The sequence below is a fragment of the Bradyrhizobium sp. 613_E4_N2_2 genome, from assembly GCF_052075995.1.
In the GTDB taxonomy this organism is placed as follows: domain Bacteria; phylum Pseudomonadota; class Alphaproteobacteria; order Rhizobiales; family Xanthobacteraceae; genus Bradyrhizobium; species Bradyrhizobium barranii.
Map to the genome: position 1 here is coordinate 270214 of NZ_CP197234.1, position 18454 is coordinate 288667.

The 18454-nt window shown below is 63.9% G+C and carries 19 protein-coding genes; 4 read left to right on the forward strand and 15 right to left on the reverse strand.

Annotation, left to right across the window (positions count from 1 at the left end; translation table 11 throughout):
• Positions 1-105: 105 nt before the first annotated feature.
• Positions 106-795, forward strand: coding sequence for a YggS family pyridoxal phosphate-dependent enzyme (locus AB7290_RS01220; RefSeq protein WP_085403079.1), 690 nt, complete (start codon positions 106-108; stop codon positions 793-795).
• A 30-nt stretch (positions 796-825) separates the two neighbouring features.
• On the opposite strand, the gene AB7290_RS01225 is transcribed toward AB7290_RS01220, so the two are convergent.
• Complete coding sequence (locus AB7290_RS01225) at positions 826-1611, reverse strand: 2-keto-4-pentenoate hydratase (protein WP_085403077.1); 786 nt, start codon at positions 1609-1611, stop codon at positions 826-828.
• Positions 1612-1617: 6 nt separating this feature from the next.
• On the reverse strand, positions 1618-2187 hold the full coding sequence (locus AB7290_RS01230) for a L,D-transpeptidase family protein (protein WP_441254504.1): 570 nt from the start codon (positions 2185-2187) through the stop codon (positions 1618-1620).
• Positions 2188-2391: 204 nt separating this feature from the next.
• On the opposite strand from AB7290_RS01230, the gene AB7290_RS01235 reads away from it, so the two are divergent.
• Both AB7290_RS01235 and AB7290_RS01240 read left to right on the forward strand, forming a co-directional pair.
• Positions 2392-3078: a response regulator transcription factor gene (locus AB7290_RS01235; protein WP_007598630.1), complete on the forward strand. Its 687-nt coding sequence runs from the start codon at positions 2392-2394 to the stop codon at positions 3076-3078.
• Positions 3079-3137: 59 nt separating this feature from the next.
• Positions 3138-3584, forward strand: coding sequence for a cyclic nucleotide-binding domain-containing protein (locus AB7290_RS01240; RefSeq protein WP_071908749.1), 447 nt, complete (start codon positions 3138-3140; stop codon positions 3582-3584).
• A gap of 14 nt (positions 3585-3598) precedes the next feature.
• Here AB7290_RS01240 and xth read toward each other — a convergent pair whose 3' ends face one another.
• The 13 genes from xth to AB7290_RS01305 all read right to left on the reverse strand — a co-directional run bounded on the left by xth (position 3599) and on the right by AB7290_RS01305 (position 17290).
• On the reverse strand, positions 3599-4414 hold the full coding sequence (gene xth, locus AB7290_RS01245; protein ID WP_014490778.1) for an exodeoxyribonuclease III: 816 nt from the start codon (positions 4412-4414) through the stop codon (positions 3599-3601).
• A gap of 200 nt (positions 4415-4614) precedes the next feature.
• Entirely contained in the window at positions 4615-5367 is a 753-nt protein-coding gene (locus AB7290_RS01250) for an outer membrane lipoprotein carrier protein LolA (RefSeq protein ID WP_063980290.1), read from the reverse strand.
• A 150-nt stretch (positions 5368-5517) separates the two neighbouring features.
• A complete protein-coding gene (locus AB7290_RS01255) occupies positions 5518-8001 on the reverse strand; it encodes a DNA translocase FtsK (protein ID WP_085403073.1) in 2484 nt (827 codons plus the stop codon).
• A 9-nt stretch (positions 8002-8010) separates the two neighbouring features.
• Positions 8011-9225: an aminotransferase class I/II-fold pyridoxal phosphate-dependent enzyme gene (locus tag AB7290_RS01260; RefSeq protein ID WP_063980292.1), complete on the reverse strand. Its 1215-nt coding sequence runs from the start codon at positions 9223-9225 to the stop codon at positions 8011-8013.
• 361 nt (positions 9226-9586) lie between these two features.
• Positions 9587-9991 (reverse strand): GFA family protein, encoded by a 405-nt coding sequence (locus tag AB7290_RS01265; RefSeq protein WP_028158682.1) that lies wholly within the window; start codon positions 9989-9991, stop codon positions 9587-9589.
• Positions 9992-10128: 137 nt separating this feature from the next.
• Positions 10129-11727 carry a caspase family protein gene (locus AB7290_RS01270; protein WP_085403072.1) on the reverse strand — a complete coding sequence of 533 codons (1599 nt, stop codon included), beginning with the start codon at positions 11725-11727 and terminating at the stop codon, positions 10129-10131.
• Between the two features lie 217 nt (positions 11728-11944).
• Positions 11945-13393, reverse strand: a complete 1449-nt coding sequence (locus AB7290_RS01275) for an ammonium transporter (protein ID WP_085403070.1) — start codon at positions 13391-13393, stop codon at positions 11945-11947.
• A 37-nt stretch (positions 13394-13430) separates the two neighbouring features.
• The gene (locus AB7290_RS01280) at positions 13431-13769 is read right to left on the reverse strand and encodes a P-II family nitrogen regulator (RefSeq protein ID WP_008142813.1); all 339 of its coding nucleotides are present in this window, start codon (positions 13767-13769) and stop codon (positions 13431-13433) included.
• A 392-nt stretch (positions 13770-14161) separates the two neighbouring features.
• Positions 14162-14764, reverse strand: coding sequence for an ATP-dependent Clp protease proteolytic subunit (locus tag AB7290_RS01285; RefSeq protein WP_038932646.1), 603 nt, complete (start codon positions 14762-14764; stop codon positions 14162-14164).
• Positions 14765-14806: 42 nt separating this feature from the next.
• Entirely contained in the window at positions 14807-15163 is a 357-nt protein-coding gene (locus AB7290_RS01290) for an SRPBCC family protein (protein WP_063980295.1), read from the reverse strand.
• Positions 15160-15474 carry an ArsR/SmtB family transcription factor gene (locus AB7290_RS01295; protein WP_014490770.1) on the reverse strand — a complete coding sequence of 105 codons (315 nt, stop codon included), beginning with the start codon at positions 15472-15474 and terminating at the stop codon, positions 15160-15162. The genes AB7290_RS01290 and AB7290_RS01295 overlap by 4 nt, the downstream gene beginning before the upstream one ends.
• A 42-nt stretch (positions 15475-15516) precedes the next feature.
• Complete coding sequence (locus tag AB7290_RS01300; RefSeq protein WP_354077133.1) at positions 15517-16818, reverse strand: ammonium transporter; 1302 nt, start codon at positions 16816-16818, stop codon at positions 15517-15519.
• Positions 16819-16951: 133 nt separating this feature from the next.
• Positions 16952-17290: a P-II family nitrogen regulator gene (locus AB7290_RS01305; RefSeq protein WP_008142802.1), complete on the reverse strand. Its 339-nt coding sequence runs from the start codon at positions 17288-17290 to the stop codon at positions 16952-16954.
• 238 nt (positions 17291-17528) lie between these two features.
• Between AB7290_RS01305 and AB7290_RS01310 the strand changes: the two genes are divergently transcribed.
• The gene (locus AB7290_RS01310; protein ID WP_028150194.1) at positions 17529-18440 is read left to right on the forward strand and encodes a DUF4339 domain-containing protein; all 912 of its coding nucleotides are present in this window, start codon (positions 17529-17531) and stop codon (positions 18438-18440) included.
• Positions 18441-18454 lie beyond the last annotated feature (14 nt).

An 18454-nucleotide genomic window follows, 5' to 3' on the forward strand; every position in this document is an offset into this window, starting at 1 on the left:
GCTGCCCACCCCATCGGCCAAGGTAAAGCGAAGGGTTCAAAAACTCTTTCTTGAACTCGGTAAAATTAGAACTAGCTCCGCAACAATCCAGTCCGAACCGACGTCATGACCGAAACCAACGCCACGCCGGTAACCGGCCATTCACCAAACGCGCTCGCTGCGGTCGAAGCCGAAATTGTCCGCGCCTGCAAGGAAGCGCGGCGCGATCGCGCCTCCGTGACGCTGATCGCGGTGTCCAAGACGTTCGCCGCGGATGCAATTATCCCGGTCATCGACGCCGGACAGCGCGTATTCGGCGAAAATCGGATGCAGGAGGCCAAAGGCAAGTGGCCGGCGTTAACGTCCGCCTATTCCGGCATCGCGCTGCATCTGATCGGGCCGCTGCAGTCCAACAAGGCGAAGGAGGCGGTGGCGCTGTTCGATGCCATCCATTCGGTCGACCGCCCGAGCATTTGCCAGGCGTTAGCCAAGGAAATCGAATCCCAGAACAGGCACCCCGAACTGTTCGTCCAGATCAACATCGGCGAGGAGCCGCAGAAGGCCGGCATCGCTCCCGGCGAGGCCGATGCCTTCATAGCGAGCTGCCGCGACAGCTATGGGCTGACGATCTCCGGGCTGATGTGCATCCCGCCGGTCGACGAGCCGCCGGCGGCGCATTTCGCGCTGACCGCCAAGATCGCGGCGCGCAATGGATTGAAGAATCTCTCGATGGGCATGAGCGCGGATTTCGCCACCGCGATCATGCTCGGCGCCACCCATGTGCGCGTCGGGAGCGCGATCTTCGGGCACCGGTGAAGCCGGCAGCACTCGCAACGACGGCGGTGGTTACGCAAACCCCACCGACACCTGCCCCAGTACGCCGAAATCCACCGTGAAATGATCGCCGGCCTGGATCGGCAGCGGCGGATGGCACGTGCCTGTCGTCACCACCTCCCCTGCCCGCAAGGTGATGCCGAGCCCGCGCAGCTCGTTGGCAAGCCAGGCCAAGGCAACACGGGGATCGCCGAGCACGTTCTTGCCGTGGCCGAGATAGCGCTGGCCGCGCAGCGTGATCTGCGGCCGCTCCTCGACGAGATCCATGGCGCGCCAGTTCGCAGTCGTCGCTGCGCCCAGCACGAACAGATGTGCGCAGGCATTGTCGGCGATGAGCTGCGCCTCGCCGGCGCTGGCGAAATCGCCAAAGCGCGAGTCGGGAATCTCGATCGCGGGATGCAAGGTGTCGACGGTGGCGAGCACGTCGTCGACACTGTACGGCGTCGCGCGCGGCGACAGATCGCGGCCCATGACGAAGGCGAATTCCGGTTCGCCGACGCGCATCTCGTTGCCCTTCATCGACGCCGTGCCGCCGTCGGCGATCACGGTGTCGCTCATGATGCGGCCGGCCAGCGGTCCCGCGACGTTGATGTGCTTCTGTCCGGCCTCGCTTGTCGCCGCGATCTTCCAACCGAACAGCTTTCCAAGCGATTGGTTTTCGAGGACGGCCTGGATGGCATAGCCATCAGCGCGGCTCTGCGGCCGCAACCGCGGCTCCAGCGCGTCAAACTTGGTGCCGTCGCGCCAATGTTTGACCAGGACCTGCGATGCGGCGGCGATCTGATCCTTGTCGAGCATGTGCCCTCACCCGATGATGATTCTTGTTCTTGGTCCCAGTCGCCGCAGCAATTGCAGCATCGCCGCTTTGGTCATCGAGACGCAGCCTGCGGTCGGCCCGAAATTGTCGCGCGCCAGATGCAAAAACACCGCACTGCCGCGGCCGGCGATGCGCGGTCTGGTGTTGTGGTCGATTTCGATGATGAAGTCATAGAGATGGTCGGTCCGCTTGAGACGGTCACCGCCCTGCTCCGGTCCGAGCCGGATCGCCTGATTGTAGTGGCGATCTCCGGCGTCCTCGCACCAAGCGTCCGTGTTGCCGATGGTCCGGGCCAGAAGAAAGGTCCGCGGACGGCTGTGGCGGTCGCCCCGCCACCACAATTGCCTGGGACGGAAGCTGCCCCGCGGGGTGCCGCCATCGCCCTCGCGCTTGTTTGCCAGGATTCCGCCCCGCCCCAGCGCCACCGGGATCGTCAGCGCGCCGGCCGTCAGCCAGCCCCGGCGCGGATTCCCGGCAGCAGGTTTAACGCGGATCGCTCGAAGCGGTCCGGAGCTTCGATTCCTTGGGTAACTAGCTGAATTCGCTTTGTTTTTCATGTGAACGTGCGATGTCGAATTCATTACAGGACATTCATCAAAACGGCCTGAGATTTTGAGTTAGAGTGCTTCTGGCTTGTGAATCGGTAACAGCCCACTACTTCAACACGAACAACAATAATAACGGCGACCCCCCTAACTTTCCCTCGCGGCTGGGTGCAGCATGCATGCGCGCCGAGCCGGACTCCAAAAGGATGACCCCCTATGGCCAATGCCCGCAAGATCCTCATCGTGGATGACGATACCGATCTGCGCGATACGTTGGTGGAGCAATTATCGCTGCACGAAGAATTTGAGGCCTCCGCCGTCGATACCGGGGCCAAGGGCGCGAGCGCCGCGAAGGCCAATGCCCCCGATCTCGTCCTGATGGATGTCGGCCTGCCCGACACAGATGGCCGCGAGGTGGTTCGTTCCTTGCGCAAGGGCGGCTTCAAGGCGCCGATCATCATGCTCACCGGGCATGACACCGATTCCGACACGATTTTGGGGCTGGAATCCGGCGCCAACGACTACGTCGCAAAACCCTTCCGTTTCGCCGTACTGCTGGCCCGCATCCGCGCCCAGCTCCGCCAGCACGAGGCGAGCGAGGACGCGGTGTTCTCGGTCGGCCCCTACTCCTTCCGCCCGGGCTCGAAGATGCTGACCGCGGCCAATGCCCGCAAGGTCCGGCTCACCGAGAAGGAAACCGCCATCCTCCGCTTCCTCTACCGGGCCGGCCAGATGCCGGTCTCGCGCGAGACCCTGCTCCAGGAGGTCTGGGGCTATAATTCCGGCGTCACCACCCACACGCTGGAAACCCACATCTACCGCCTCCGCCAGAAGATCGAGAAGGACGCCGCCAATCCGGAGATCCTGGTCACGGAAGCCGGTGGCTACAAGCTGGTGCCGTGATACGCTTTAGGGGCGTGCGAATCGTTTTAGATCGCATGCCCTTTGAGCCCCGGACCTAAATGTCAATCGACGACGACGTAGCGCTTCTCGAGCGTGTCCCGACACTGCGCTTGTTGGGAGACGCGTCGTTGCGCATGCTGGCGATCGGCTCCGAGCAGCGTAATTTCGTCCGCGGCGACGTCCTGTTCAATCTCGGCGACGAAGCCGATGCCGGATACGTGGTTCAACGCGGCGCCTTTCGGGTCGACGACGGCGCCGGCGCGGAGATGATCGCAGGTCCCGGCGCGCTGATCGGCGAGCTCGCGCTGGTGGTGCCGATGAAGCGGCCGTCGAGCGCGGTCGCGCTGGAGCACGCCTCCGTCATCCGCGTCGCCCGCAGTCTGTTTCAACGCGTGCTCGAGAGTGACCCCGCGGCTGCGGTGCGCCTGCGTGACGAATTCGCGGTGCGCTCCAGCCAGATCGCGAGCGATATCCTGATGGCGGGCGCGAAGCTGACGTCGTCGTAGCCCGGACGGCGCCGTCAAACCTCCAGTGTCACCGTCACCGGCACGTGGTCCGACGGGCGCTCCCAGCTCCGCGCGTCGCGCAGGATCTTGAAATCGCTGACCGCGTCCTTCAATGCGCGCGAGACCCAGATGTGGTCGAGCCTGCGGCCGCGATCACCGACGGTCCAGTCGGCGGAGCGATAACTCCACCACGTATAGACCTTCTCCGACATCGGAAAACGCTCGCGCGCGACGTCGACCCACTCACCGGCTGCCAGCGCGGCTTGCAGCTTCTCGGTCTCCACAGGTGTATGCGAAACCACTTTCAGAAGCTGCTTGTGCGACCAGACGTCGTTCTCGTGCGGCGCGACGTTGAGATCGCCGACCAGGATGTGGCGATCCTCCCCGCGCGGATGCAGCGGCTCGCAGGCCTTCATCTCGTCGAGGAAGCGAAGCTTGTGGTCGAATTTCTCGTTCAGCGCGGGATCGGGAATGTCGCCGCCGGCGGGCACGTAGAAATTATGCAGCACCAGCGGCTTTGCGATGCTGGCCTTCTCGCCGAACGAGACCGAGATGTGGCGCGAATCCACCTTGTCGCAGAAGGTGCGGATGTCTTTCGATTCGAACGGGATCTTCGAGACGATGGCGACGCCGTGATAGCCCTTCTGCCCGTTCAGCGCGACATGCTCATAGCCGAGCCGCTTGAAACGCTTCAGCGGAAAGGCATCGTCGATGCACTTGGTCTCCTGGAGGCACAGCACGTCCGGCCGCGCGCTCTTGAGAAACTTCGCGACCAGGTCGATGCGAAGCCGCACCGAGTTGATGTTCCAGGTTGTCAGGGAAAGACGCATGAGGAACGCGTCTTAGCAAGCTCTCGTAGGGTGGGCAAAGGCGCAAAGCGCCGTGCCCACGTCTTTTAGGGGGTGGGTGCAAGGTTCGTAGCAAGCCCTCGTAGGGTGGGCAAAGCGAAGCGTGCCACCATGCCTGCCGCAAGGAGAGATGGTGGGCACGGCGCTAATGCGCCTTTGCCCACCCTACGGCAGTAGAGCTTTCAACCCGGCGATGGGCCGTAATTGGTGAAATCGATCTTGAACATGGCAGGATCGAGCTTCTTGCCCGCATCGAGATTGTAGACCGCGATCGTGGTGTCGTAGCCCTGCGGGTCGGTGACGGTCCACTGCTTCAACTGGCCGTCCTTGGCGCCGAACATCAGCAGGAGGCGGCTGGTGCCGACCAGCGCCTGCTTCTCCTCGATGGTGACGCTGACGAAGACGTCATCAGCCGAGACGTTGACGACGTTGGTGTCCTTCATCAGGTCGATGCGATCGGACAGCAGGAAGCGCAGCGGCGTCTGCGACAGCGGATAGACGTCCTGGGTCGCCAGCTTGCGGTCGCGCACCACCAGCGACGATCCGTCGGCGACGATGTCGATCGGGCTTGGCGCGTCATATTCGAAGCGCACCTTGCCGGGCTTCTGGATGTAGAAATCGCCCTGCGTCTTGCTGCCGTCGGGGCCGACCTGGACGAAATTTCCTACCAGCGTCGACAGCGAGGACAGATAGGCGCTGACCTTGGCCGCCTGCGCCTTCTGGTTGGCGTCGAAGGTCTGGAAGATGCTGGTCGGCACGTTGCGGCGCGGATCCGGGATGACCGGGTTCGGCGGCGTCTGGGTCGCGCCGGTGACGGCGGGCCCACCGGCCGAACCGCCATCGCGGCCCTTCGGCGCGGGCTTCGGCACAGGCACGGTCTGCGCGAACGACGCCGCGGTCACCATCGCGGCGGTGACGAGAAGCACACCGGCCATGCGCGCGCTTCGCGCAGCGATGGTGGCAGCGAATCGAATGTCCGGATGTCTGATCAACGCGTCGTCCTGTGTGGCTGGGCGCCCTTTTAGCGTGATTTCGCTACTGCAGATATCGATTTTGCGTGAAATTATGTTCAGAGGCGGCTCGCCTCACATATGGCTGTCTTCTTCCTCGACCAGAATCTCGCGCTTTCCGGCGTGGTTGGCGGGTCCGACGATGCCCTCGAGTTCCATGCGCTCCATCAAGGACGCGGCACGGTTATAGCCGATCTGGAGCCGGCGCTGGATGTAGCTGGTCGAGGCCTTGCGGTCGCGTTTGACGATGGCCACGGCCTGTTGGAAGAGATCGCCGCCGCCATCCGCGCCCATGCCGCTGGCGTCGAACACGGCGCCACCGTCCTCGTCCTCGGTCGGCTCTTCGGCCGTGACGGCCTCGAGGTATTCGGGCTGGCCCTGCGTCTTGAGGTGCCGCACCACCTTCTCGACTTCCTCGTCCGATGCGAAAGGTCCGTGCACGCGGCTGATGCGGCCGCCGCCCGCCATGTAGAGCATGTCACCCTGCCCGAGCAGCTGCTCGGCGCCCATCTCGCCCAGGATGGTGCGGCTGTCGATCTTGGACGTCACCTGGAAGGCGATGCGGGTCGGGAAGTTCGCCTTGATGGTGCCGGTGATGACGTCGACCGACGGGCGTTGCGTCGCGAGGATCACATGCAGGCCGGCGGCGCGCGCCATCTGCGCGAGACGCTGCACCGCGCCTTCGATGTCCTTGCCGGCGACCATCATCAGGTCGGCCATTTCGTCGACGATGATGACGATGTAGGGCAGCGGGTCGAGCGAGAGCTTCTCTTCCTCGTAGATCGCCTTGCCGGTTTCCTTGTCGAAGCCGGTGTGCACCGTGCGCGTCGGTTCCTCGCCCTTGGCTTTCAATTCGAGCAGGCGCGTATTGTAGCCGTCGATGTTGCGCACACCGAGCTTGGCCATGTTCTTGTAGCGCTCTTCCATCTCGCGCACGGCCCATTTCAGCGCGACCACCGCCTTCTTCGGGTCGGTCACAACAGGCGTGAGCAGATGGGGAATGCCGTCATAGACGGAGAGTTCGAGCATCTTCGGATCGACCATGATCAGGCGGCACTGGTCCGGGCGCAGCCGGTAGACCAGGCTGAGGATCATGGTGTTGATGGCGACCGACTTGCCGGACCCGGTGGTGCCGGCGATCAGCATGTGCGGCGTGCGCGCGAGGTCGATGATCACGGGGTCGCCACCGATGGTCTTGCCGAGGCAGAGCGGCAGCTTCGCAACCGAATCGACAGTCTCCTTGGCGACCAGCAGCTCGCGCAGATAGACCTTTTCGCGATGCGCATTCGGTAGCTCGATGCCGATGGCGTTACGGCCGGGTACGACGGCGACGCGTGCCGACAGCGCGCTCATCGAACGGGCGATATCGTCGGCGAGACCGATCACGCGCGATGACTTGATGCCGGGCGCCGGCTCCAGCTCGTACAGTGTGACCACGGGACCCGGATTGGCTTTCACGATCTCGCCGCGCACGCCGAAATCCTGCAGCACGCCTTCGAGCGAACGCGAATTGGCTTCCAGCTCAGCCTTGCTGAGCGGCTGGCGATCGCCCGCCTTGGGCGCGGCCAGCACGGACACGGACGGAAGCTCGAACTTGTCGGAGGATTTCTTGGAAGCGGCCTTCGGTGCAGCCTTCTTGCGCGGGGCGCGCGCGGCGGGCTCCTGCTCTTCCTCCTCCTCCTCGTCTTCCTCTTCTTCGTGCTCGTCCTCGTCAATCTCGTCTTCGGACTGCGGCGAGATCGACGGCGCGGCGCGGCCGGCGCCGAGATTCGGCTCCTGGCGGCTGAACGCAACGGCTTTGGTCTTCGGTCCGCTCGAGACCAGCGAGCGGTAAGCGGTGCCGAGCAGCCAGATCAGCCGCGCCTTCGTGCTCATCAATGCGTGGAACAGCCACCCCAGCGACACCGAGCCGCGATCGCTCTCCTCGTCTTCGTCGAGCGGCTTGTCGTCGTCCTCGATCTCCGCGAACTCGTCGTCGTGCGCGCGCGCGCCGAGGCCGCAGGCGATCAGGAAGGTCGCGCCCATCGCGGCGAACAGGATCGTGCCCAGCACCATGCGATAGATCGTGCCCGCCGGTCCGAAAATCACCGCGGGCGCGCGTACGAGCGCATCGCCGACCACGCCGCCGAGGCCGGTCGGCAGCGGCCAGGCGCCGCCATGCGGCCAGCAGCTGGCAAAGCCCGCAGCGATCACGGTGCAGAGAATCCAGGAACCGAGCCGCAGCGCCTCGCGGTCGAACGGGCGATGGGTCATCATGCGCCAGCCCCAGACCGCGACCGTCAGGACCAGCATGATCGCGCCGAGCCCTAGGATCTGCATCGCAAGGTCGGCGCCAATCGCGCCGGCATAGCCGAGAATGTTGCGGATCGGCCGTGAGGTCGCGTGGCTGAGGCTTGGATCCTGGACCGACCAGGTCATCAGCGCGGCCGAGGCGACGCCGGACAATGCAATCAGGCCGAAACCGGTGAGCTCGCGCATACGCCGCGCCAGCCCCTCGCGGATCGAAGGTGGCAGATGGCCGACCAGTGGAATGACACGTTCGATTGCCGACATGCTCATGGGCCCCGCCTAACCCAGAGTCTCGACCAGGCGGTGCAGCGCCTGCGCCGTGGTCTCGCCATCCTGCACCAGCGCGAGGCGAATGAAACCTGCGCCCGGATTGAAGCCGTCGGGCTGGAGCCGCGCCAGATAGCTGCCGGGCACCACGCGTACGCCTGCTTCCTTGAAGAGCCTGAGTGTGATCGACACGTCGTCGCCGAGCGCGGACGTGTTGAGCCAGACGCAGAAGCCCGCGTCAGGCCGGCGATAGCCGTAACGATCGCCGATGATCTGGTCGGCGAGATCGAACTTGATCCGGTAGAGCCTGCGGTTCTCCTCGACATGCGCCTCGTCGCCGTAAGCAACGGTCGCGACATGCTGGAGCGGCACCGGCACCTGCGGCGCCGCGATGTTGCGCAGCTCGAGGAACATACCGATGAATCGCTTGTCGCCGGCAGCGAAACCGACGCGTAGGCCCGGCAGGTTGGAGCGTTTCGACAGCGACTGGAACGCAACCACGCGGGTGAAATCAGGGCCGGCGCATTCGAGCGCGCTCCCTGGGGCCTCGCGGGTGTAGATCTCGGAATAGCACTCGTCGCTGAGGATCACGAAGCCGTAGCGGTCGGCGAGCTGCTTCAACCGTCTGAAATAGTCGGGCTTGGCGACCGAGCCCTGCGGATTGGCGGGCGAGGCCAGATAGAACGCCACCGTGCGCGCCAGCGTCGCTTCGTCGATGGCATCGAGATCGGGCAGGAAGCCGTTTTCCACGGTGGTCGGCAGGTAGACCGGCTCGCAGGCCGCGGCGCGGGCGCCGGCGCCATAGACCGGATAGAACGGGTTCGGCATCAGGATGGCGGGCTTCCCGGGGCGCGGGCCGACATAGCGCGCGGCCGCGATCGCGGCGAGGAACAGCCCCTCGCGGCTGCCATTGAGGACGAGAATCTCGTTCTCGGGGTCGAGCGGCCGCGGCAGCTTGAAGCGCGACGACAGCCAGGCACCCGCTGCTGTGCGAAACGGGTCGGTGCCCTTGTTCGCGGGGTAACGGCCGAAATCGGCGATGTGCTTGGCCAGCACCGGGCCGACGAAGTCAGGCACGGGATGCTGGGGCTCGCCGACGGCAAGCGTAATCAAGGGCTTACCCGGCTGATGGGGTGCCAGCAGCTCGTTCAGCCGGACGAAGGGCGAGCGTTCGCTATCGGAGCTTCCACTGTCCTGCGGCGCACGGGATGAAGCGGTTATAGCCATTCTGGACGCCAGCACTCTTGGAACAGCCGGTCGCACCAAGGCGCCGGCGGGAAGCGGTTCACTTCACCATAGATAGGGCGAGGTTAAGACGCGATTAACCATCGGCTTTCCGCGCCATCAAGAGTCATTTCCGTGACCTGGATTTGAGGTCCGGCCCGTCCGGAGCGGGAATAATGAGGCCGGATACAGCGGACGCATGGCGGGCCTGGGTCCCGTCATGGCCGGGCCTGTCCCGGCCATCCCCGGCGCATTCTACCGTACCCAAGAACGTTCATGCCCGGGCCTTCGCCTCGCCGAAGCGGGCTTCGGCCGCGCAGGCGGGACAAGCCCGGGCATGACGAGTTTCCGGATATGGGCGCGCCTAGTGCCCCGGCAATTTCTCGAACGTCGCCATCCCCGCGGGGATCGCATGGAACTCCTGCTTGTCGCAGGTGTAGATCGCCATCTGCGGATGGAACTGCTTTGGCTCGTCCAGGGTGCCGACCTTCAGGATCGCCGCTGGCAGTCCCGGAACCTTGGTCACCAGATGGGTGCCGCATTCGGCGCAGAATTCGCGCGTGACGGCGCGTTCGAGATCCTTGCGCGTGAACTGCTTGGGCTGCCCGGTGATGTAGCTGAAGCCGGCCACCGGCATTGCGATGAAGGTGTTGGGCGCGCCGCCCGAGATGTACTGGCACTCGCGGCAATGACACTGGGCCTGCATCATCGGATCGCCTTCGGCCACGTAGCGCACTTCGCCGCAATAGCATCCGCCTTCCAAACGCATGACGACCTCCCGATTTGTTTTTCGTTGTGGTCGATATTTCTGCGCCGGCAATCTGAAATGGCAATCTATTTCTTTTGCGCAACGGTCAAAAAGAACATGGCGTTCTCGATGGGAAGGCTGCGGAGAATGCCTTGCGCCTATCGCTTGGCGATGCCGCAGCCGTTGAAAGCTCGACTTCTCCAGCATCCGCTGCTCATGCATTCCGCTTCCTGCCGCACGCAGAAGGTTGAGCCACAATTGGGCTGGCCGCCAAAACTGACGCAAGCCACCGCGCAATTTCTGCGCATCGTGGAGCAGCTCATCCCGTTACCGCCCGGCGCGGCCTGTCCGCCGTCGCGCCGATCGGAAGGCGCAGCAGCCGCATTGTCATTGCGCTTTGCGGCGCGCTTCGGGTCGGGCTGCCTCCGCTCGGATTCTCCGCTTGGCGCTGATACCTTTGAAAAGTCGTAGCGACACGGCCAATAGGTTTCCGTGCGGACCCCAGCCCCTTTGGAAGCCTTCAGTTCGAGCACGATCTTGTATCGATAGGACGAGCCCGCGGCGCGATTCAGCGGATCCTTGTCGCCAATGATACCGTTGACGGAGATAGTGCTGTTGCCGTCCGCTTCGATCTTGCCGTCATAGCTCACAGAGCCGGGCTTGCCCTCGTCCCCGAGCACCGTGTGCAGCACTCCTTCCTTGATGCGAAAGACATATTGGCGATGGGCTTCCGGAAAAGGCGGTTTGCTCTCGCAGCTTTCGTTGGCGATCCAGGTTCCGTCGAAAGTCGTCGGGCGCTTTGCGCTGTCGATGGATTTCGACAGCAGCTCGATGCGGTATTTCGCCAGGTCTGCAAAGGCGCAGGACGGGAAGCGAAGCAGATGATCCTTGAAGGCCGTGATGGTCCCGAGCGCGTCCGCACCGCGCCAATGGTCGGCGGCCTCTGCGCAAGGGTCAGTCCGAGGTGAAGATGGTGTCAGCGCCGCGGATTCGGCTTTGCCATTGAGGTAAAACTCGCCGAAGAACGACAACGACAGCTCCGGGACCTGTGATCCCTTGGTGCGCTTGTAGACGCCGGCGCCGATGGTCTGGAACACTGTATTGATGTTGTCCCTGTCGCTGATGTGCTCCAGGAACGAGCTGGTATAGGGACTGTTGCGGCCGTTGCCGTCGTCGGCCGTGCGACCGGCCTGGGTCGCATAGGAGATGATGGTGCCCTCCGGGCTCTCCATCTTGGCCAGCCCGCGGCTGACGGTTACGCCGCGCCCCTGCCCGATGTTTCGCCGGAGCTCGTCCGCGAAGGGATTGTCGCGGCAGGCGTCGAGCACGAGGATGCGCAGGTTCTTGGCCTGCTGCAAATCCGCCAGGATCTCGTCGGCGCGCACCAGGCGCCGCAGATCGACCTCGTCGCGCACGACGGCATCGACGGGCACCAGATAGTTGACGCCTGCGAATTGCAGCGCGTGTCCGCTGTAATAGAACAGGGCGACGTCGGCGCCGCGGGCCTCGCGCGCAAAGCGAAGAACGGTGTCCTGCATGGCGGCCTGATCGAGATCAGTCGCGACCAGGGGCTCGAATCCCGATCGCTTCAGCGCCGCGCCGATGTCGGCCGCATCATTGGTCGGATTGGCGAGCGTGGGAACGTTCCGGTAGGCGCCGTTGCCAATCACCAGCGCAACGCGCTTGTCGGCCTTGGCGTCGAGGGCAGACAGGGCAAGCGACAGCAAACACAAAGCCACGAAACGCAACAGGCTCATGAGACCGTGCTCCGGACGGGAGCATGATATTCACCAGTTTCGGGACAATGCAATTTGGGCTTGGTGCAGGCGTGGCCGCTGCGACGATGCGGCGCGCCAAAAAGAAAGGGGCTCCAGCTTGCGCTGGAGCCCCTCAACGGTCGGGACATTGCCGGGTATGTGCCCCAAACCGTAGTTGTGGGCACGGCCCCCGCGGAGGCCGCGCCCGGGAGAAGAGTTACATGTTGTAGGCGCGCTCGGTGTGCTCGGTGATGTCGAGGCCTTCACGCTCGGTCTCGACATTGGCGCGGAGGCCAACGATCACATCGACGACCTTGTAGAGGATCGCCGAACCGATGCCCGACCACACCAGCGTGGTGCAGACGCCCCAGAGCTGGGAGATCATCTGCGCCGCGAAGTCGTAATCGGCAACCTTCGGCGGGATCGCGGTGTAGTCGATGATGCCCGCACCACCCAGCGCCGGATTGACGAGGATGCCGGTGCCGAGGGCGCCGACGATGCCGCCGACGCAGTGCACGCCGAACACATCGAGGCTGTCATCGTAGCCGAGCGCGTTCTTCACGACGGTGCAGAAGAACAGGCAGACCACGCCGACCACGAGACCGAGGACGATCGCACCCATCACGCCGGCGAAGCCGGCGGCAGGCGTGACGGCCACGAGGCCCGCGACAGCGCCGGAGATGACGCCGAGCACCGACGGGTGACCCTTCACGATCCACTCCGCGAACATCCACGACAGCGCGGCGGCCGCTGTGGCGACGAAGGAGTTGGTCATGGCGAGGGCTGCGCCGCCGTTGGCTTCGAGGTTGGAGCCGGCGTTGAAGCCGAACCAGCCGACCCAGAGCAGCGAGGCGCCGATCATCGACATGGTCAGCGAGTGCGGAGCCATCAGCTCCTTGCCGTAGCCGACGCGCTTGCCGATCAGCAGAGCGCCGACGAGACCTGCGATGCCGGCGTTGATGTGCACCACGGTGCCGCCAGCGAAGTCGATCGCGCCCTTCTTGAAGATCCAGCCGGCGTCGGCGTTGATCTCGTCGAGCTTGGCCTGCGCCGCGGTCTTCGCAGCCGCATCAGTGGCAGCAGCGAGTGCCTTGGCAGCGTCCTGGATCATGTCCGGGCCGGGCCAGTACCAGACCATGTGCGCGATCGGGAAGTAGATCAGCGTGACCCAGAGCGGGATGAAGAGCGCGATTGCCGCGAACTTCATGCGCTCGGCGAAGGCGCCGACGATGAGGGCCGGCGTGATCGCCGCGAAGGTCATCTGGAAGCACATATAGATGAGCTCCGAGATGTTGGCGTCGACCGAGAAGGTCGCGGCCTTCGAGTCGGTGGTGACGCCCATCATGAAGGCCTTGGAGAAGCCGCCGATGAAGTCGGAACCGCCGGTGAAGGTGAGGCTGTAGCCGTACACGGCCCAGATTACGGTGACGACGCAGACGGTGTAGAACACCTGCATCAGCACGGAGAGCATGTTCTTGGAACGGACGAGACCGCCGTAGAACAGCGCGAGGCCGGGGATCGTCATCAACAGCACGAGAACTGTCGATGTCAGCATCCAGGCGTTGTCTCCCTTGTTGACCGTTGGCTCGGCATAGGCCGCGGTCGCAGCGAACATGCCGACTGCGAGAGCCGCCAATCCCGCGCCATAGGGACGCTTAAACGTCATTTTATTCACTCCTGATTGGTAAAGGTTGAGCGCGAAATCAAAGGGCCGCGGCATCGGCCTCGCCGGTGCGGATGCGAACCGCATGGTCGAGGTTGATGACGAAGATCTTGCCGTCGCCGATCTGCCCGGTTTTCGCGGCGGACGTGATGGCGTCGATGGTCTTGTCGACCTGGTCGGAGGCGACAGCGACCTCGATCTTGATCTTGGGCAGGAAGCTCACGGCGTATTCGGCGCCGCGATAGATTTCCGTATGGCCTTTCTGGCGGCCATATCCCTTGACTTCCGTCACCGTGAGACCGTGAACGCCGATGGCGGTCAGGGCGTCACGGACTTCTTCCAGCTTGAATGGCTTGATAATCGCCATAACAATTTTCATGGGTCCTATCCCCGCTTGGCCCGGTCCGGACGTGGCCGGGCGTTTCTCGACTGGTTCGCCACGAGGGAGAAGTTCACTACGCGGGCACAGCCAGCACCCTTAGAATCAAATGCCGTGCCAGATCGGGCGCGTTGCCTAACGGACTATGAAAACGGGTGTTTTCGCGTTTGACGCGTGCTGCGCTGCAGTGCGCTATTACGTCGCGCTCAAAACGTGGTCACGCCTGATCAAAAAGCGGGCACGACAGGCTGTCGACACAATTGCTGCTCACGTGTCGGGCAGCGAGAAGGTATTTTATTACAGAAGGGGCCCGACAAAGGGCCCCGCCGCCCTGCGAAATATCGAACCGGCCCTCGGCGTGCTCACGGGATGCGCGCAACCGGCCTGAATCGTCAGGCGGCCTCGCGCTCCGCAAAGACCCGGTCGATCAATCCCCACTCGACCCCCTGCTGCGCGGTCATGAAGTGGTCGCGGTCCAGGGTTCGTTCCACCTCCGCCTCGGTGCGCCCGCAATGCTGCGCGTAGAGCCGGGTGATGCGCCGCTTGGTCTCCTGCATTTCGTTGGCATGGATCAGGATGTCGGATGCCTGGCCCTGGAAGCCGCCGAGCGGCTGATGCACGTGAAGGCTCGCATTGGGCAGCGCGGCGCGGTGACCCGGCTCGCCGGCCATCAGCAGGAACGAGCCCATCGAGCGCGCGGTGCCCATGCACAGCGTATGAACCGGCGCCTTGATGAACTGCATGGTGTCGTACATGGCGAGACCAGAGGTGACCACGCCGCCATAGGAGTTGATGTAGAGATTGATCGGCCTGTTCGGATTCTCCGCCTCCAGGAACAACAATTGCGCGCACACCAGTCCGGACATCGCATCATTGACCTCGCCGTTGAGGAAGATGATGCGCTCGCGCAGGAGCCGCGAATAGATGTCGAAGGATCGCTCGCCGCGGGCGGATTGTTCGACAACCATAGGGACGAGCTGAAGCATGTCGCGCATTGGCGACCTCCATGTTTGCAGGTGACGAAGTCTTGTTGGTGTTTAAGCCGCCGCGCGCATCAGGCAGCAATTGCTGTTGGCCGGCTGCGGCAGCTTTGTTCGCTCTTCGCAGGCTTGCTGAATGATGCGGAAGCGGGTGCCGCCGTCCTCGTTCGGCTCGATCCGGAAGATGACGTGGCTCTCGCGAAACGGCGGCTCTGAATCGCGAAGTCGGTAGCGCACCTCTTCGCCTGCGATCGTTGATTCAGGCTCGGCGCCTGCAAGGTCGCAATCCGGCAACCAGCGCTCGCGCAAGGCCGGAATGGTGACGGCGCGCCAGACCTTTGCTGGCGGCGCGTCGAATTCATATTCGAGCACCAGTTTTGCGTCGGAGGGATCAGGTTTCGCTGCGTCGCTCATTGATCCATGTCCTTGAGGAGATCGGCGAGTGCTTCCATGCGCTTCGGCCAGTAGGCACGGTAGCGCGCAAGCCATGTGCCGATGGCCACGATTCCGTCCGGGTCGACTTCGTAGTTCACGAAGCGGCCCTGCCGCTGTTCGCGCACGAGGCCTGCCGCGCGCAGCACCGAAAGATGCTGCGACATCGCCGGCTGGCTGATCTCCAAACCGTCGCGCAAAGCGCTGGCATTCAGGCTTCCGCCGGCGAGCTTCTCAAAGACTTTTCGGCGCGTCGGGTCGGCCAGTGCCTTGAAGATGTCGGCTTCGATCATGCCGACACATAAGCACGTGCTTATGTGTCGCGCAAGCCCCGATTACTGAAGCGCTTCTCCGTGCTGCGAAATATCCAGTCCCTCGAGCTCGTGCTCACGGGATACGCGCAAGGGCACGAACAGGGAGACCAGCTTGAGCAGGACGAAACTCACGCCGGCCGCCCAGACGAAGGTGACGGCGACCCCATAGAGCTGGATCAGCAACTGCTGCGGATGGCCCTCGAGCAGGCCGGCAGTGCCGCCGATCGCGCTGGTCGCGAACACGCCGGCCAGCAGCGTGCCGGTCAGGCCGCCGATGCCGTGGACGCCGAACACGTCGAGGGAATCGTCATAGTTGAAGCGGTGCTTGAGCCAGGTGCAGGCCCAGTAGCAGACCGCGCCGGCGACGATGCCGATGACGATGCCATGCCAGGGCGCGACGAAGCCCGAAGCCGGCGTGATCGTGCCGAGCCCGGCGACCGCGCCGGAGATCATGCCGAGCACCGACGGCTTGCGGCGGGTCGACCATTCGATCGCGCCCCAGGTCAGCGCGCCGGAGCAGGCCGCAAGATGCGTCGCGATGATCGCCAGCACCGCGCGCGAATTGGCTGCGCCCGCCGAGCCGCCGTTGAAGCCAAACCAGCCGACCCACAACAGGCCGGTGCCCATCACCGCGAGCGACAGATCGAACGGCGAGAGATTTTCGGTGCCGTAGCCGTGGCGGCGGCCCATCACCTTGGCGGCGACGAGGCCGGCGGTGCCGGCCGACAGATGCACGACGAGGCCGCCGGCGAAATCCAGCACGCCCATGCTGGCGAGGAAGCCGCCGCCCCACACCCAATGCGCCAGCGGAATGTAGACGAAGATGAACCAGGCGACCGAGAACACCAGATAGGCGGAGAATCGCATCCGGTCGGCGACCGAGCCCGCGACCAGCGCCACCGTGATGATGGCAAAGGTCATCTGGTACAGCATGAACAGCGCTTCCGGGATCGTCTTTGCCGCCGGGTTGACGCTGTCCATCGTCATGCCCGCGAGGAACCAGCGGTCGAGCGTGCCGATCCACGGCCCGTCGCCGACGAAGCAGAGCGAATAGCCGAACGCCACCCAGAGGATCGAGATCATCGTCACCGCGGCGAGGCTCTGCGCCATGGTGGCGAGCACGTTCTTCTTGCGCACCATGCCGGAATAGAACAGCGCCAAGCCGGGGATCGTCATCATCAGCACCAGCGCGGTGGCGACGATCATCCAGGCGGTGTCGGCGGTGTTGATCTCGGAATTCGCGGCCTGCGCAGGCGCGGCAATGATCGACATAAATCCGGCCGGCGCAGCCATAGCAGCTGCGCGGCGCAACAATCCCGCCATGTCATTCCCCCCGGCATCAATTGGCGTCGCACGCTGTGGCGTCGTTGCCCGGTGCGATCGAAGAAGGATCAAAGCGTTTTCGAGCGAAGTGGATACCGGTTCGCGTGAAGAAAACGCGTCAAAACAAAAAGCTTTAAAGCGCGTCGCTGTCGGTTTCGCCGGTGCGGATGCGCAGCGCGTGGTCGATCGGCGTGACGAAGATCTTGCCGTCGCCGATCTGCCCGGTGCGCGCCGTCGCGGTGATCACGGCGACCGCCTTGTCGGCGACGTCGGAGGCGACCGCGATCTCGATCCGCAGCTTCGGCAGGAAGTTCACGACATATTCCGCGCCACGATAGATCTCGGTATGGCCCTTCTGGCGGCCGTAGCCTTTCACCTCGGTCACGGTCATGCCGTGGACGCCGATCGCGGTCAGCGCCTGGCGGACTTCATCGAGCTTGAAGGGTTTGATGATCGCGACGACGAGTTTCATGGTCAGGCCTATTCCCCGGGGATGCGCCACGCCGTATGTCCCCGGCGCAGCGTCAATCTGGCATCTTTCCGGGCAAATGGCATAAAAAACTTGCAGACTGAAGCGGAAAAACGTTTGGCCATGTGAACCGCCGCCTCTGTACAGGGCATCCGTTCATCCTTCACAATGCGTTTTTGGCATGGATGCGGTGAACCGAAGCGTCCCGGCCGGTACAAAATATGTTTGAGGGGGACGCTTCATGGCGAGTTGGTTCTACGCATCCGAGGGCAAGCAACAGGGACCCTATCCGGAAGGGCAATTCCGCGACCTGGTCGCGCAGGGGGTTGTGCGCCCGGATACGCTGGTGTGGTCCGAGGGCATGGCCGGCTGGCAGAAGGCCGCCGAAATCCCCGGCCTGATCGGCGGCGGCGGTGCGCCCCCGATGATGCCGGCCGGCGGTCCGCCGATGATGGGCTCCGGTGGTTACGCTGGCGCCGGCTACGCTGGTGGTGGCGGCGGCAGCGGAGGAGCGCTGGCGGTCGATTTCGGTATCCTCGAGTTCACCTGGCGCAGCATCGTGATGCTGATCGGCATGTGCCTCATCATTCCGGTGCCGTGGGTGTTCGTCTGGTACACGAAATGGATCGTGTCCTGCGTGAAGGTGCCCGGCCGGCCCAATCTCAGCTTCACCGGCAATGCGATGACGCTGGTGCCCTGGTTCTTCGGCTTCATCGTTCTGGCGATCGCGATCGGCGTCATCGGCAGTGCGCTGCTCAGCAATCTGCTGTTCATCGCGCAGATCGTGCTCTACTGGCTGCTGATCAAATGGATGGTCGCGAACCTCGCCTCCAACGGGCAGCCGCTCGGGCTCAGCTTCTCCGGCTCAGCTTGGGCCTATATCGGCTGGAATCTGTTGTTCGCGATCTCGATCATCACGATCATCGGCTGGGCCTGGGTCGCCGCGGCGCAGATGCGCTGGTTCTGCCGCAGCATCGAAGGCACGCGCCGCGAGATCGTGTTCAAGGGCAGCGGTCTCGGCATTCTCTGGCGCGGCATCGTCGCCGCGATCCTGTCCAGCCTCATCATCCCGATCCCGTGGGTGTATCGCTGGATCATGAACTGGTTCGCATCGCAGACCGAGCTCGCTCCGCGCGGGTCGCTCGGAGCTTGATCGCAAATCCCAGG

What these genes read in the sequence shown, in the direction of transcription:
- AB7290_RS01220 (WP_085403079.1), top strand. Translation starts at nt 106, where the DNA reads ATGACCGAAACCAACGCCACGCCGGTAACCGGCCATTCACCAAACGCG.
- AB7290_RS01225 (WP_085403077.1), bottom strand. Translation starts at nt 1,611, where the DNA reads ATGCTCGACAAGGATCAGATCGCCGCCGCATCGCAGGTCCTGGTCAAA.
- AB7290_RS01230 (WP_441254504.1), bottom strand. Translation starts at nt 2,187, where the DNA reads ATGAAAAACAAAGCGAATTCAGCTAGTTACCCAAGGAATCGAAGCTCC.
- AB7290_RS01235 (WP_007598630.1), top strand. Translation starts at nt 2,392, where the DNA reads ATGGCCAATGCCCGCAAGATCCTCATCGTGGATGACGATACCGATCTG.
- AB7290_RS01240 (WP_071908749.1), top strand. Translation starts at nt 3,138, where the DNA reads ATGTCAATCGACGACGACGTAGCGCTTCTCGAGCGTGTCCCGACACTG.
- xth (WP_014490778.1), bottom strand. Translation starts at nt 4,414, where the DNA reads ATGCGTCTTTCCCTGACAACCTGGAACATCAACTCGGTGCGGCTTCGC.
- AB7290_RS01250 (WP_063980290.1), bottom strand. Translation starts at nt 5,367, where the DNA reads ATGGCCGGTGTGCTTCTCGTCACCGCCGCGATGGTGACCGCGGCGTCG.
- AB7290_RS01255 (WP_085403073.1), bottom strand. Translation starts at nt 8,001, where the DNA reads ATGAGCATGTCGGCAATCGAACGTGTCATTCCACTGGTCGGCCATCTG.
- AB7290_RS01260 (WP_063980292.1), bottom strand. Translation starts at nt 9,225, where the DNA reads ATGGCTATAACCGCTTCATCCCGTGCGCCGCAGGACAGTGGAAGCTCC.
- AB7290_RS01265 (WP_028158682.1), bottom strand. Translation starts at nt 9,991, where the DNA reads ATGCGTTTGGAAGGCGGATGCTATTGCGGCGAAGTGCGCTACGTGGCC.
- AB7290_RS01270 (WP_085403072.1), bottom strand. Translation starts at nt 11,727, where the DNA reads ATGAGCCTGTTGCGTTTCGTGGCTTTGTGTTTGCTGTCGCTTGCCCTG.
- AB7290_RS01275 (WP_085403070.1), bottom strand. Translation starts at nt 13,393, where the DNA reads ATGACGTTTAAGCGTCCCTATGGCGCGGGATTGGCGGCTCTCGCAGTC.
- AB7290_RS01280 (WP_008142813.1), bottom strand. Translation starts at nt 13,769, where the DNA reads ATGAAAATTGTTATGGCGATTATCAAGCCATTCAAGCTGGAAGAAGTC.
- AB7290_RS01285 (WP_038932646.1), bottom strand. Translation starts at nt 14,764, where the DNA reads ATGCGCGACATGCTTCAGCTCGTCCCTATGGTTGTCGAACAATCCGCC.
- AB7290_RS01290 (WP_063980295.1), bottom strand. Translation starts at nt 15,163, where the DNA reads ATGAGCGACGCAGCGAAACCTGATCCCTCCGACGCAAAACTGGTGCTC.
- AB7290_RS01295 (WP_014490770.1), bottom strand. Translation starts at nt 15,474, where the DNA reads ATGATCGAAGCCGACATCTTCAAGGCACTGGCCGACCCGACGCGCCGA.
- AB7290_RS01300 (WP_354077133.1), bottom strand. Translation starts at nt 16,818, where the DNA reads ATGGCGGGATTGTTGCGCCGCGCAGCTGCTATGGCTGCGCCGGCCGGA.
- AB7290_RS01305 (WP_008142802.1), bottom strand. Translation starts at nt 17,290, where the DNA reads ATGAAACTCGTCGTCGCGATCATCAAACCCTTCAAGCTCGATGAAGTC.
- AB7290_RS01310 (WP_028150194.1), top strand. Translation starts at nt 17,529, where the DNA reads ATGGCGAGTTGGTTCTACGCATCCGAGGGCAAGCAACAGGGACCCTAT.